The sequence below is a fragment of the Candidatus Eremiobacteraceae bacterium genome (genome assembly GCA_035314825.1).
Classification (GTDB): Bacteria; Vulcanimicrobiota; Vulcanimicrobiia; order Eremiobacterales; family Eremiobacteraceae; genus JAFAHD01.
On record DATFYX010000044.1, the window covers coordinates 1 to 13,414 of the forward strand.

At 66.3% G+C, this 13,414-nt stretch carries 15 protein-coding genes, 1 tRNA gene and 1 riboswitch; of the genes, 9 read left to right on the plus strand and 7 right to left on the minus strand.

From position 1 onward, the window contains the following. On the minus strand, positions 1-1,580 hold a 1,580-nt coding region (gene thiC, locus VKF82_05750; protein ID HME81562.1), incomplete at its 3' end, for a phosphomethylpyrimidine synthase ThiC. Beyond that, a riboswitch (TPP riboswitch) is annotated at positions 1,573-1,687 on the minus strand. Its footprint overlaps the gene before it by 8 nt. A 71-nt stretch (positions 1,688-1,758) precedes the next feature. On the opposite strand from thiC, the gene moaA reads away from it, so the two are divergent. Beyond that, positions 1,759-2,769, plus strand: a complete 1,011-nt coding sequence (moaA, locus tag VKF82_05755) for a GTP 3',8-cyclase MoaA (protein ID HME81563.1) — start codon at positions 1,759-1,761, stop codon at positions 2,767-2,769. 22 nt (positions 2,770-2,791) lie between these two features. Here moaA and VKF82_05760 read toward each other — a convergent pair whose 3' ends face one another. Both VKF82_05760 and VKF82_05765 read right to left on the minus strand, forming a co-directional pair. Next, complete coding sequence (locus VKF82_05760) at positions 2,792-4,246, minus strand: cytochrome b N-terminal domain-containing protein (protein ID HME81564.1); 1,455 nt, start codon at positions 4,244-4,246, stop codon at positions 2,792-2,794. 13 nt (positions 4,247-4,259) lie between these two features. After that, the gene (locus tag VKF82_05765) at positions 4,260-4,934 is read right to left on the minus strand and encodes a Rieske 2Fe-2S domain-containing protein (GenBank protein ID HME81565.1); all 675 of its coding nucleotides are present in this window, start codon (positions 4,932-4,934) and stop codon (positions 4,260-4,262) included. A gap of 206 nt (positions 4,935-5,140) precedes the next feature. Between VKF82_05765 and VKF82_05770 the strand changes: the two genes are divergently transcribed. The 3 genes from VKF82_05770 to VKF82_05780 are packed head-to-tail and all read left to right on the plus strand — an operon-like array spanning position 5,141 to position 7,004. Then, a complete protein-coding gene (locus VKF82_05770; GenBank protein HME81566.1) occupies positions 5,141-5,935 on the plus strand; it encodes a methyltransferase domain-containing protein in 795 nt (264 codons plus the stop codon). Further along, positions 5,932-6,429: a nuclear transport factor 2 family protein gene (locus VKF82_05775; GenBank protein HME81567.1), complete on the plus strand. Its 498-nt coding sequence runs from the start codon at positions 5,932-5,934 to the stop codon at positions 6,427-6,429. Before VKF82_05770 ends, VKF82_05775 begins: the two co-directional genes overlap by 4 nt. Continuing rightward, positions 6,426-7,004, plus strand: coding sequence for a zinc-ribbon domain-containing protein (locus tag VKF82_05780; GenBank protein ID HME81568.1), 579 nt, complete (start codon positions 6,426-6,428; stop codon positions 7,002-7,004). The genes VKF82_05775 and VKF82_05780 overlap by 4 nt, the downstream gene beginning before the upstream one ends. Position 7,005: 1 nt before the next feature. Here the strand turns inward: VKF82_05780 and VKF82_05785 are convergent, their stop codons facing one another. Continuing rightward, the gene (locus VKF82_05785) at positions 7,006-7,470 is read right to left on the minus strand and encodes a prepilin-type N-terminal cleavage/methylation domain-containing protein (GenBank protein ID HME81569.1); all 465 of its coding nucleotides are present in this window, start codon (positions 7,468-7,470) and stop codon (positions 7,006-7,008) included. A gap of 61 nt (positions 7,471-7,531) precedes the next feature. Here VKF82_05785 and msrB point away from each other — a divergent pair, with 61 nt between their 5' ends. From msrB to VKF82_05800, 3 genes are all read left to right on the plus strand, one after another. Next, positions 7,532-7,933 (plus strand): peptide-methionine (R)-S-oxide reductase MsrB, encoded by a 402-nt coding sequence (gene msrB, locus VKF82_05790; GenBank protein ID HME81570.1) that lies wholly within the window; start codon positions 7,532-7,534, stop codon positions 7,931-7,933. A 90-nt stretch (positions 7,934-8,023) separates the two neighbouring features. Further along, a tRNA-Ser gene (locus tag VKF82_05795) sits at positions 8,024-8,108 on the plus strand. A 1-nt stretch (position 8,109) separates the two neighbouring features. Beyond that, positions 8,110-8,388: an acylphosphatase gene (locus tag VKF82_05800; GenBank protein ID HME81571.1), complete on the plus strand. Its 279-nt coding sequence runs from the start codon at positions 8,110-8,112 to the stop codon at positions 8,386-8,388. Here VKF82_05800 and VKF82_05805 read toward each other — a convergent pair. Genes VKF82_05805 through VKF82_05815 form a run of 3 tightly spaced genes read right to left on the minus strand, consistent with a single transcriptional unit; the run spans position 8,345 to position 10,550 of the window. Continuing rightward, positions 8,345-8,995, minus strand: coding sequence for a nucleotidyltransferase family protein (locus VKF82_05805; GenBank protein ID HME81572.1), 651 nt, complete (start codon positions 8,993-8,995; stop codon positions 8,345-8,347). The genes VKF82_05800 and VKF82_05805 overlap by 44 nt on opposite strands. Beyond that, the gene (gene yqeC / locus VKF82_05810; protein ID HME81573.1) at positions 8,980-9,771 is read right to left on the minus strand and encodes a selenium cofactor biosynthesis protein YqeC; all 792 of its coding nucleotides are present in this window, start codon (positions 9,769-9,771) and stop codon (positions 8,980-8,982) included. The genes VKF82_05805 and yqeC overlap by 16 nt, the downstream gene beginning before the upstream one ends. After that, positions 9,771-10,550 (minus strand): inositol monophosphatase family protein, encoded by a 780-nt coding sequence (locus VKF82_05815; protein ID HME81574.1) that lies wholly within the window; start codon positions 10,548-10,550, stop codon positions 9,771-9,773. Before VKF82_05815 ends, yqeC begins: the two co-directional genes overlap by 1 nt. A gap of 59 nt (positions 10,551-10,609) precedes the next feature. On the opposite strand from VKF82_05815, the gene VKF82_05820 reads away from it, so the two are divergent. Then, on the plus strand, positions 10,610-11,941 hold the full coding sequence (locus VKF82_05820) for an aminotransferase class III-fold pyridoxal phosphate-dependent enzyme (protein HME81575.1): 1,332 nt from the start codon (positions 10,610-10,612) through the stop codon (positions 11,939-11,941). 149 nt (positions 11,942-12,090) lie between these two features. Continuing rightward, on the plus strand, positions 12,091-13,410 hold the full coding sequence (locus VKF82_05825) for a CBS domain-containing protein (protein HME81576.1): 1,320 nt from the start codon (positions 12,091-12,093) through the stop codon (positions 13,408-13,410). The last annotated feature ends 4 nt before the right edge of the window (positions 13,411-13,414 follow it).

The window sequence follows — 13,414 nt, forward strand, 5'->3', positions numbered from 1 at the left end:
GGCCCGCACATCGAACAGAAGTGCGCCACCTTGGCCGCTTGCGCGGGCAGCGTCTCGTCGTGGAATTCGCGCGCCGTGGTCGGATCGAGCGACAGCTCGAACTGATCCTCCCAACGGAACTCGAAACGCGCTTTGGAAAGCACGTCATCCCACTCGTGCGCGCCCGGGTGCCCCTTGGCGAGGTCGGCGGCATGCGCTGCGATCTTGTACGCGATGACGCCATCCTTGACGTCTTTCTTATTGGGCAAGCCGAGATGTTCTTTGGGCGTGACGTAGCACAGCATCGCGGTGCCGTACCAGCCGATCATCGCGGCACCGATGGCGCTGGTGATGTGGTCGTAACCGGGCGCGATGTCGGTGACCAGCGGGCCGAGCGTGTAGAACGGCGCCTCGTGGCAGACCGCGAGCTGGCGCTCCATGTTCTCCTTGATCTGATGCATGCGCACGTGGCCCGGGCCTTCGATCATGACCTGCACGTCGTGCGCCCACGCGATCTTGGTCAGCTCGCCAAGGGCCTCGAGCTCGCCGAACTGCGCCTCGTCGTTGGCGTCCGCGCCGCAGCCCGGACGCAGTCCGTCGCCGAGCGAGAATGAGACGTCGTACGCCTTCATGATCTCGCAGATCTCTTCGAAGCGCGTGTACAAGAAGTTCTCACGATGGTGCAGCAGGCACCACTGCGCCATGATCGAGCCGCCGCGCGACACGATGCCGGTCACGCGCTTGGCGGTCAGCGGCACGTAGCGCAGCAGCACGCCGGCGTGGATGGTGAAATAATCGACGCCTTGCTCGGCCTGCTCGATGAGCGTGTCGCGATAGACCTCCCAGCTCAGATCCTCGACCTTGCCGCGCACCTTCTCGAGCGCTTGGTAGATGGGCACGGTGCCGATCGGCACCGGCGAGTTGCGCAAGATCCACTCGCGCGTCTCGTGGATGTTCTTGCCGGTCGACAGATCCATGACGGTGTCGGCGCCCCAACGCGTCGCCCAGGTCATCTTCTCGACCTCTTCTTCGATCGACGAGCTGACGGCGGAGTTGCCGATGTTGGCGTTGATCTTCACCAGGAAATTGCGCCCGATGATCATGGGCTCGGATTCGGGATGGTTGATGTTGGCGGGGATGATGGCGCGGCCGCGCGCGACCTCGTCGCGCACCAACTCCGCGGCAACGCCCTCGCGCAGCGCGATGAACTCCATCTCGGGCGTGATCTCGCCGCGGCGCGCGTAGTGCATCTGCGTGACGTTCGCGCCCGCTTTGGCGCGCCGAGGTTTGACGGAGCGCTCGAAGCGGATGGCGTCGAGCGTCGCATCGGCGTCGCGCTCGCGGCGGTACGCGGACGTCGGGCCCGCCAGCTCCTCGCTGTCGCCGCGCATGGCGATCCAGGGTGCGCGCAGCTTGGGCAGGCCCGCGCGCACGTCGACTTGCAAGCCGGGATCGCTGTGCAGGCCGCTCGTGTCGTAGACGCGGATATCGCTGCCGTCGGTCAGGTGGATCTGGCGCATCGGAACGCGGATGCCGTGCGGTCCGTCCGCGTAGATCTTGTGGCTGGACGCCACGGCGTGGGGTTCGAGGGTGAGGCTCATCTATCGCTCCCTTCGCCGGAATGACCCGGATCAGGTTCCAACGGTCGGCGGTCGTTTCGACCTGCCCTCTCAGTCCGCGCTACGCGGGGACTCCCGTGTCCGGTCCGGTTTCGGCGTCGCCGCGCACAAGCCTGGCGGAGCCGCGCGGCGGTGCGCCGAACGTACCCCGGCGCAAATCATGACAGCCACGACCGACACCAGGTCCCGCCCCCTGCGCGACCTGCGCATCTCCGTCACAGACCGCTGCAACTTCCGCTGCACCTATTGCATGCCGAAGGAGTTCTTCGGCCGCGATTTCCATTTCTTGCCCGCCGCCCAGCTGTTGACGTTTGAGGAGATCGCCCGCCTTGCGCGCATCTTTGCGGGCCTGGGCGTCGAGAAGCTGCGCCTCACCGGCGGCGAACCGCTGTTGCGCCGCGATCTTCCCACGCTGATCACCATGCTCGCGCCGATACCCGGCATCCGCGACCTGACGCTGACGACCAACGGCGCGCTCCTGGCGAAGTTGGCGCCCGCGCTCAAGAGCGCGGGACTACAGCGCGTGAGCGTGAGCCTCGATTCGTTGGACGACGCGGTCTTCCGCGCGATGAACGACGTCGACGTGCCGGTGCAGCGCGTGCTCGACGGCATCGATGCGGCTGCGGCAGCCGGATTGGGGCCGATCAAGATCAACGTCGTGGTCAAGCGCGGCCTCAACGATGGCGGTATCGTGCCGCTGGCCGCTCATTTCCGCGGCAGCGGGCACATCGCGCGCTTCATCGAGTACATGGATGTGGGCACGACCAACGGCTGGCGGCTGGACGACGTCGTACCTGCCGCCGAGGTCGTGCGCGCGATCGACGCGGTCTTCCCGCTCGAGCCGCTGGCGCCGAACTATCCCGGCGAGGTGGCCAATCGCTATCGGTATAGGGACGGAGCCGGCGAGATCGGCGTCATCGCGTCGGTCACGCAGCCGTTCTGCGGCGACTGCTCGCGCGCGCGGCTATCATCTGAAGGGCTGCTGTACACGTGTCTCTTCGCGGCCGCCGGGCGCGACCTGCGCGGCCTGCTGCGCGGCGGTGCGGGCGATGCCGAGGTCGCGGACTTCATCGGCGGTGTGTGGCGCGCGCGCGACGACCGGTATTCAGAACTGCGGACGAACGAAACGGCCCAGCTACCGAAGGTCGAGATGTCGCATATCGGCGGCTAGCCGCCGCCGATACGCTCCGAAGCTACTTGTGCCCCTTGACCTGTGCTTCCGTGACGGGCGAAGCTTTGTTGCCCCACGACGTGCGGATGTAGGTGATCACCGCTGCGATCTGCGCATCGGTCAGCTTGCCGTGCCACGAGGGCATGGCGCCGTTGAACGTCTGGCCGTTGACCTTGATCTGGCCGTGCAGGCCGTTCGCGACGATGCCGATGACGGCGCCGGCATCACCTGTCACCGCCGGATTGCCGGCCAGCGCCGGAAACGCGCCGGCAAGGCCTTGGCCGCTCGCGCCGTGACAGCTCGCGCAATTGGTGCCGTAGACGGCAGAGCCGTCAGGGCCCGCCGCGGCGCTCGCACCGGGCGACGGTGACGGCGTCGCCGGCATCGCACCGAGCCCGGCGACCGGCGTCAAACCAGCTGGACTTGCTTTGCGCTCCGCATCGATCGCCTTGGCCGAGTACATGCTCAGTCCGACGATCGTGATGATCGTCAACGCGGTGACGCCCATCATGAACGGCCGTTTGGCGATCGCCCGGCTCGGATTGCGGTCGATCCACGGCAGCAGTAAGAGCACGAGCGAAAACACGCCGGGCAGGACGACCGTCGCGACCAGCGTGAGGACGCCCGCGGGCGCGAGCCGCAAGATGCCGTAGAGCGAGTAGAAATACCACGCCGGTGCCGGGATGAAGCCGCCAAAGTTCGGATCGGCTTTCGGCAGCAGCGGCGTCGGCATGAAGATGGCGAGCCCAACGATGACCAGGAACGCGGTGAACGCGATGATAGAATCCATAAAGATCTGCTCGGGATAGAAATACCCGACAGTCTTCGGCTTCTCGTCCTGCGCCGGACCTGCCGGACCGTTGTGCCGGAAGATGAACAGGTGAAGACCGACTAGCCCCACGAGCAACGCGGGCGTCATCCAGACGTGGATGCCGAAGAAGCGGCCGACGGTCAGCGTGCCGAGCGTCGAACCGTCGTTGAGGAAGCTCGCGATCTGCGGACCGATGACGGGCACGGTGGCGGCGATATTGATGCCGACCTGGGTCGCGTAGTACGCATTGAGATCCCAGGGCAGCAGGTATCCGGTGAAGCCGAGGATGAGCGTGAAGAAGAACAGCGTGACGCCGACCACCCACTGGATCTCGCGCGGGCGCTTGTAGGCCCCGAACACCAGGACTTGCAGCAAGTGGAGCGTCACCAGGATGATCATCGCCGACGCCCCCCAGTCGTGCAGGCTGATCATGAACTGGCCGAACGTCACATGCTCGTAGATGAATCTGGTCGATTCCCAAGCGGTGACCGACGACGGCGCATAGTAGAACGTGAGGAAGATACCGGTCACGATCTGCATCGTCAGCAAGATGAGCGTCACGCTGCCGAAGACGTACCAGTAGCTGGCACCGCCGGGTATGTCCTCGGTGAGGGCCGCCTTGAGCGCCGAGACCAGACCGGTGCGTTGTTCGATCCAAGCTAACATGTCCGGCGCTCCCTTACGAGTACGAGACGATCATGCGATAAGGCACATTGGCGAAGTACTTCACCCACTCGACTTCAGCCATTCCGTCCTGCGTGCGGAACGGCACGGGATCGAGTCCGCGCGGCGCCGGACCGATGTACGAGCCGTCTGGCTTCTTCATGTGCACGCCGAGCTTGCTGAACTGCGAACCGTGGCACGGGCACAGAAAGGCTTTGAGGCCGTCGTCCCAATCGAACTTGCACTGCAGGTGCGGGCAGACCGAGCTGAACACGACGAAGCCCAGCACGCCGACGTCGAACGACACGTCGCCGCGCGATGCTGGATCGAACAGATCCGGCCGCTGCTCGCGGAACTGGCGCTCCTCGTCGGCGTTCATGTGGATGCCCCAGACGTAGTAATCGTTATCGCTGACCAGGTATCCGTCGACGACGTTCTTCTTCGTGAAGTGGATCTTGACGGGCTTATCGATGCTCGCTTTGAGCGCGTTGAACTCGTCAGGGGACAAGGGCGACCAGCCCTTGTTGGCGTTGAGCAGCTCCGGTCTGGGCACAAGCGCGGTCACGAGCGGAATCGCCAGGCCCAGGCTGACGAAGCCGCCGATGGCGACCGTCGCTTGCGCCATGAATCGGCGGCGGCCCATCTCCTCAGGGTCTTTTGGTGCTTGCGGAGCGGTGGGATCTTCCGACACGAAAACTACCTCCGAGGTGCGACGTCCGGCGGCGCAGACGGGCGCACGCCGCCTGCAACATGCAAAGCGTGCCGGGCGCGTAGTTTGGCTCCAGGCCCCGCCCGGCCTTCGTGGGCGCAGTGAAAAACGCGATTTTAGTCGCGTCACGCGGGACCGCGAAGGTGGTTCCCTGGCGGCGCGGCAAACGAGCATGCGTTTTGGAACCTGTGGATAGGCGGGAGATCCAGGCAAAGGCGAGCGCGCAGTTCTCCGCGACCGCGGAGCGCTACGTCGATAGCGCGCGCCATGCAAACGGCGACGACCTGGCCCGGCTGGTGGAGCTCGCGCAGCCAGGCGGGCGCGAGCGCGTGCTCGACATCGCGACTGGCGCCGGCCATACCGCGCTCGCCTTCGCGCCGCACGTCGCCGAGGTCGTCGCCAGCGATCTCACGCCGCGCATGCTCGAAGTCGCGCAGGAGCTTGCCGCGAAACGCGGCGTGGGCAACGTGCGCTTCGTCCAGGCGCAAGCCGAGGCGCTGCCGTTCGACGACGCCAGCTTTGATCTCGTGACCTGCCGCGTGGCGCCGCATCACTTCGCCGATCCGGTCGCGTTCGTCCACGAAGTCGCGCGCGTGCTGCGTCCGGGCGGCCGCTTCTTGCTCGACGACCAGATGGCGCCTGACGACCCGCAGCTCGACGAGTTCGTCAACCGGTTCGAGATGTGGCGCGATCAGAGCCACGTGCGCGCCTACACCGCACGGGAATGGCAAGGGTGGATCGAGGCCGCGGGCATGCGCGTCGAGCTGGTGGAAGAGATCGAGCGCGGATCGTACGATTTCGCGGACTGGACAGCGCGTGCGAGCATGCCGGCAGACCAGCGCGACGCGCTGGAACGCTGGCTGCTCGCAGCTCCGGAGCGCTGCGCCCAGTTCTTCAGGATCGAATCCGACGGCGACCGCGTCCGCTCGTTGCGCGCCTGTTTCGCCATCATCGCCGCGCGCAAACCGGAGGTGCCCGCATGATCCCGATCATTCTCGCCGCCGTGCTCGTGGCCAGCGCGCCGACTGGGGCGCCGCCGAGCGCCGCGCAAGCTGCAGCGGCGGCACACAAGGCCGCCGCCCAAAAGGCGATCGACGCCGGCAACGCGGCCTATATCTCGACATGGCAGCACGGCGACGCGCACGCCTTTGCGATGCTCTACACTCCCGATGCAGCATCGATCTCCGACGACGGCACGATCACCCGCGGCCGCGCCGCGATCGAGGCGGCGCAGGCCAAGGCCTTCGCGACTTCGTCCCTGCTCAAGGGCACGATCACCACGGAGGATCTCGTCGTCGAGGACTCGATCGGCTACGAGATGGGAAGCTATTCGTTCACGCTCAAAGCGCCCGGCAAACCGGCGGTCGTCCTCACCGGGCGCTATCTGACGATCTGGCAGCAGCAACCCGACGGCACCTGGCTCATCAAGACCGATTCAGGGCTGTCCGATCGCACCTGCACGAAGAGACCATCATGACGACGCCATGCGCCAATTGCGGCACCCCGCTGCCCGAGAACGCCAACTTCTGTCCGAAATGCGGCGCGGCGACGGGGCTGCAAAGCGCGCCGGCGCCGTCCAAAGGTATGCCGTCGTGGCTGATCGTCTTGCTGATCGTGGCCGCGGTGTGCTTCTTGGCGTTACCGGTGTTCGGGCTCGTCGCGGCGATCCTTATCCCCAACTTCATCCACGCGCGCGCCGAGAGCACGCTCGTCGCCGACGAGAACAATCTCAAGACTATCGCCGCCGCGCTCGAACGATACGCCGTGGACCACAACGGCACGTATCCCGACAACCTGCCGCAATTGGTGCCGACCTATCTGGCGAAGCTGCCCGTCGTGCCGGGCGGCGACAATACGGGGGCCTACGACTACCATCACCCGGCGACGCTGCAGTCGGGGGGCAGTTACGAAGTGTGGGATGACGGTTCGATGGATTCGACGACGATGGGCTTGCTGCCGCGCGGGGCCAACGGCCCGCCGTGCGATCAGGGTTGCAAGTACGTCGTATATATCGCCGGCGTCGGTGTCGTAGGCGTCGCCGGCCAGCGCTAGGCTACTGTCCGATCAGCGCCGCGTGCAGTCCGGAGCTTTGGCAATAGCGGATGCCGGTGGTCGCACCGTTGTAGTCGGGCAGGTTCGCGAGCGTGTCGGTCTCATGCATGTCGCCGTCGACGACCTTATAGGCGTCCGAGGCCACGCATACGCCGTTCCCAGGCGTGACGTACCGATATCCGCCGCCGGCGGGATCGGCGGGCGTGTTGGACATGTACGGGTTGTTGGCGCCGCCGAACAGGTTCGCATCGACCGCGCCGCCGGCCCCGGGATACTGCCCGTTATGGTCCACGGCATACTCTTCGAGCGCGGTCGCGATGTGCTTGAGGTTGCCCTCACACGCGACCGTCTGAGACTCGACGCGCGCGTGGATGAAGTTCGGTATGAGGATGGCTGCGAGGATCGCCAGAATGGCGATCACCACCATCAGTTCGATGAGCGTGAACCCTCGCGATCGCCTACTCATGCTACCTTTAGTTATAGGACACGCCGAGCGCGCCAGAATGAGCGCCAGATTGGAGAACCTAATGGAAGACATTAAGAAGACCGACGAGGAGTGGCAACGGGAGCTTACGCCCGAGCAGTTCGAGGTGCTGCGCCGGTCGGGAACCGAGCGGCCGTTCACCGGCGCGCTGCTGCACAACAAGGCCAGCGGCGTGTACGAGTGTGCCGCGTGCGGCAACGAGCTGTTCGCCTCGGGCACGAAATTCGATTCGGGCAGCGGCTGGCCGAGCTTCACCGAGCCGGCGAACACTGCCAACGTCACGCTGATCGACGATGACAGCCACGGGATGCATCGCGTCGAGGTGCGCTGCAAGCGCTGCGGTTCGCATCTGGGCCACGTCTTCGATGACGGCCCTAGGCCGACCGGACAACGTTATTGCATCAACTCGCTTGCGCTCGCGTTCAAACCCGCCGACAAGACGTGAGGTCCGGCCCCGCGTAGGCGAGTCGCAAGCGCGGGCAGAATGCGGGGTGGCGTTCCGTCTTCGGATGTCCGGCGCTGATGGGTGAGGAGCGGAGGGGTGGCAGAGCGGTTGAATGCGGCAGCCTTGAAAGCTGTTAGGCCGAAAGGTCTCGTGGGTTCGAATCCCACTCCCTCCTGATGCCCCGGGTGCATCTGCGCATCCGCGGGCGGGTGCAAGGCGTCTTCTACCGGGCGAGCGCGGTCGAGCAGGCGCGCGATCTCGGACTGACCGGCTGGATCCGCAATCGCCACGACGGCAGCATCGAAGTCATCGCCGAGGGCAGCGCAGATTCGCTTTCGGTGTTCCGCTCGTGGTGCCAGCATGGGCCGTCCGGCGCCAACGTGCGCGAGGTCGACGAGACCAAAGCGTCGGCTAGCGGCGAGTTCGTCGAGTTCCGCGTCCGTTCAGACGCGTAAGGTCCTCAGGTGTGTCCACGTCCTCAAACGCGCGCGCGTCGCGCGCGTCCACGAACGCGAGCCGATCGCGGTGCTGTGCGGCGTGACGCTTGGCGCCGGCGTCGCCCGTCAGGCGCAAGAGCGCCGCGAAATCGCGGCGCGGGAACAGCACCGGCGCGCCCCAGACGTCGCCGGCGCGCAGCGCGACGATCGGAGCCGCGCCGCGACGGGTCGAGGCGGTCGAATAAATTCGACCGCTCCATACGGCGATGAGATGATCCAAGTCTGCTGACGTGACCAGGGGCTGATCGCCGAGCATGATGATACACGCGTCGTCGCCGGCGTGCGCGCGCAGACCGCAGCGGAGCGACGACGCCAACCCGGTCTTCCACTTCGGATTGATGGCCACGCGGCAGCGTCGCGTGTCCACCGCGGCCAGGACGTGGGCCGCGTCAGCGCCGACGACGAGCGTGCACGCCAATGCGCCCGAGCCGCACGCTGCGTCGATCGCCGCTTGCAGCAGCGGCGTGCCGTGCAAGCGCGCGCGCAGCTTGCCGCCGCCGAATCGGCGGCCCGCGCCCGCCGCGAGAACGACGCAGCCGATGCGCGGTGTCAGCGCAGCCTCCAGCGCCGCGTCGTCCCGGCTTGTGACGCGGCCACCAGTGTGCTCAGTTCGACGTCGCGCAGCTGTGCCGCCAGCGCCGCCACCCGGGGATCGTCCGGTCCGCTCTCTACCTTATTGATAAGCACTGCGAAGCGGGCGGCCTCGTCGACGTCCTCGCAGCGCGCCTCATATTCGCGCACGACCGCCGCGACGTGCGCCGCTTCGAGCGCCTGCCCGGCGTTCGCCCCGCTCAGCGCGATGATCCGCTCGGGGCGGTGAAGATGCTCGTCGTCGATCGGCGCGCCGAGCGCGTCGATCCCCACCACCACGACCATCAACGTCGTCGTCGACGCCAACACCGGTTCGTGCTCGGCGGGGGCTTTGAACGGTTTCATGCGCGCGCCGTCCGCCTCGTTGACGACGTAGCGCGCGCCGCAGCGGAAGAACAACTCGTCGGCTATCTCGGGCGTGACCGCGCGCAAGCGCCCGTCGCGCACGCCCGACCCGACCGCGATCAGCGGACCGCGCGCGAACGCAGCGGCCACGATCTCGTGCAGCGACCGGTCGGGCAGCGCGCGCTCCCAAGCCACCAGCGGCACGTCATCGGGCGGCGCACCGGCTTTGGTCGTCGTCGTCACGATCGTCGGTCCCAGCGCCCCAAGTTCGTGCCCGAGCGACCACAACGTCGTCGTCTTTCCCCCGCCGCCGACGAGCGCGATGTGTTCTTGCGGCCCGAGATCGAACGCCTCGCGCCAGGTCGCGCACGCCTGGGGACGGTCGAATGAATTCGACCGCTCCATCACGCCATGTCCTTGAGCACGGCGATCATGTCGTCGTGGATCGCGCCGTTGCTCGCCACGATCGGCCGGCCATCGAGTCTGAACGGCGTACCGCGATAGTCGCTGACGCTGCCGCCCGCTTGCTCCACGATCAGCGCACCGGCGGCCACATCCCATGGATGAAGATCAGACTCCCAGAAACCGTCGAACCGGCCGGCCGCGACGTAGCACAGATCGAGCGCCGCCGACCCGTCGCGGCGCAAGGCTTGCGCGCGCTGCGTGAACTCGCGAAACAACGCGAGGTTGGGCGGCTCTCCGCCCGAGAACGGGGCAAACCCGGTGACCAGCAGACCGTCGCGCAGCTCGGCGACTTTCGAGACCGAGATGTCGGCGCCGTTGCAGCGCGCACCCTTGCCGCGCTCGGCGACGAACAGCTCGTCGCGCAGCGGGTCGTACACGACGCCGACGACGACCACGCCATCCACCTCGAATGCGATCGAGACGGCGAAACACGGATAGCCGTGCGTGAAATTGGTCGTGCCGTCGAGCGGATCGATGATCCAGCGCTCGCCGCTCGAACCGCTCTGGCCCTCTTCTTCTCCGAGCACCGCGTCGCCCGGAAAACGGCGCGCGATCATCGCGCGGATGAGCGTCTCCGACTCCGTATCGGCATCGGTCACCAAGTTCGAACGAACGCCCTTCGAGCGTATCTGAAGGTGGCGTCCGAATTTGGTCCGGAGCAATTCGCCGGCCTCACGCGCGGCGCGCTCGGCAAGCGTAAGCCGTTCGGTCCACGCCATGCGAGCCGCTTCGAGCGCGGACAAGGTTCATCATTCACCACGTGGAAATATGTCGGGTAGTGCTGAAAGAGACCAAGCGCACCATCCCGACCTACGACCTGCCAGGGCCGATCGGCGCGGAAGTCGTCGGTACCGAGCGGCGTCTCGACACGACCGGCACTAAGACCGCGCCGATCGTCGTCAAGCACGCCCGTGGCCTGATGGTCGAGGACGTCGACGGCAACGTGTTCCTGGATTTCACCAGCGGCATGGTGACCGCGACCGGACATTGCCATCCTTCGATCGTCAAGGCGATCAGCGAGCAAGCGGAATCGTGGCTGTTCATCAACAGCCCGGATTTCTATTCGCCGCTGCAAGCGCGCGTGGTCGAGCGGCTGGCCGCGCTCGTGCCGGGCATCGGCGCCAAGAAAGTCTTCATGTGCAACAGCGGCACGGAGGCGAATGAAGCCGCGATCAAGGCGACGCGCTGGAACAACCCGACGCGCAAGCGCCTCATCGGCTTCATCGGCGCGTTCCACGGCCGCACGATGGGCGCGAACTCGCTCACCGCGAGCAAGCTCGCGCAGCGCGCGCGCTTCACCTCGAACATCCCCGACGTGCATCATCTGCCGTACGCCACGTGCTACCGCTGCCCGTACAAGATGTCGTATCCGAACTGCGATATCTGGTGCGCGCGCATCCTCGAGGAGCTGTACTTCAAACAGCTCATCCCGCCGGACGAGGTGTCGGCGATCTTCGTCGAGCCGATCCAGGGCGAGGGCGGCTACATCGTGCCGCCGCCGGAGTTCATCCAGATCGTCCGCGACATCGCGGCGCGCCACGGCATCCCGTACGTCGACGACGAAGTGCAGGCCGGCATGGGCAAGACCGGCAAAATGTTCGCGATCGAGCACCACGGAGTGACCGCCAACTGCACGTCGCTCGGCAAAGCGCTCGGCTCCGGCGTGGCGGTGGCGGCGCAAGTGCTCGACGCCGATCTCGACTTCGGCGTCCAGGGCGCCCATTCGAACACCTTCGGCGGCAACGGCATCGCGCTGGCGGCTGCCGGCGCGACGCTCGAGGTCTTCGAATCGGAGCACCTGGTCGAGCGCGCCGCGGAGCTGGGCGAATACTTCATCGGACGCCTGCGCGAACTGCAGCTGCAGCACGAGTCGATCGGCGACGTGCGCGGCAAGGGCCTTATGTTGGCGATCGATTTCGTCACCGATCGCGCGTCGCGCACGCCCGACCCAGATCTCCGCGACCGCGTCGTCGGCCGTTGTTTCGTGCACGGCCTCATGGTCTTGCCGTGCGGCTTCTCGGCGATCCGCTTCACTCCCGCGCTCGTCGTCGACCGCGAGCAGATCGATCACGCCGTCGCCGTGCTCGACCGGTCTATCCGCGAGGCCTAGACCAGGACGGTCGAATAGACTCGACCGCTCCATATGGCCGGATGAACTCGACCGCTACAACGGTCGAATGAATTCGACCGCTACATAACATCTGAAGGTTGACGCGCGCGCGAGCGTCCCCTTACAATGGCCTGTGGAGGGCGCCTTTCTTGGAGCTGCAGGAAGCTTTTGTCAGCGAGCTTACCGGGCGATCGATCGAGTTGTGGACCGACGGCTCCTCCATGCCCATCGGCAGCGTGCAGGACCTGGTGGTCGACGGCCGCGAGAGCTTTCCGCCCGTCACCGGCATCTACGTCAAATGCCGCGACGGCATCATCCGCTACGCGCCTTTTAGCGCCGTCCGTACGATGTCGGACAAGGCGATCATCCTCAATCAGGCGCCGCACGACAAAGCGTACGCACCGTCGGCGGACGATGAGCTGCTGCTCAATCGCGAGCTGCTCGACAAGCAGATACTCGACGTCGATGGGCGCAAGGTCGTGCGCGTCAACGACCTCAAGCTGGTGCCGACCGGCGAACACCTGCGGCTCATCGCGGTCGACGTCGGTCTGGCGGGCCTGCTGCGCCGCCTCGGGCTGCACGCGCTCGGCCGGCGCTGGCTCGAACGAGCCTCGCGTCCGGGCCTGCGCCAAGCGCTGATCTCGTGGGATGCGGTTGCGCCGCTTTCGAGCGTCGGACCCGGGGACGCGGTGCGCCTGCGGCTCCCGCACGACCGCATCGAACGCATCCATCCTGCCGACCTTGCCGCGATCATCGAGGACCTCAACACCAAAGATCAGGCATCGCTGCTCAGCTCTCTGCCCGAGGACACCGCGGCCGAAGCGCTCGAGCAGCTCGACGTCGACACGCAGCTCTCGATCCTCGAGGACCTGCAACCAGATCGCGCCGCCGACATCATCGAGAACATGTCGTCGGACGACGCGGCGGATCTGCTGGGCGAAGTCGAGCCCGAAGTGCAGCAGCAGCTGCTCGGGCTCATGCAGCCGCAAGAGGCGCAGGACGTGCGCGAGCTGCTCGGCCACGACGAGGACACCGCCGGCGGCATCATGACGACCGAGTATCTCTCGGTGCCGCTCGGCGTGACGGTCGCGCAGACCTTCGAGCACATCCGCAACGCGGCCGAAGATGCGGAGCTCGTCTACTATATCTACGTGCTCAACGAGCACGAGCACATCTTGGGCGTGCTCTCGCTGCGCGACCTGCTCAAGTCGCCGCCCGATGCGCCCATCACCGGAGTGATGAACACCGATGTCGTCACCGTCGCCGTCGACGCGTCGCGCGAAGAGGTCGCGACCACGATCGCGCGCTACGACTTCGTCGCCGTACCGGTCGTCGACGACGCCGGCATCATGCGCGGCATCATCACCGTCGACGACGTGATCGACGTACTGCTGCCGGAACGGCTGCGCAAGATGATCCCGCGTGTCGGCAAGTCGCGCTCCAAACACCACAGCGCGCCGGGCGGCTGACGGA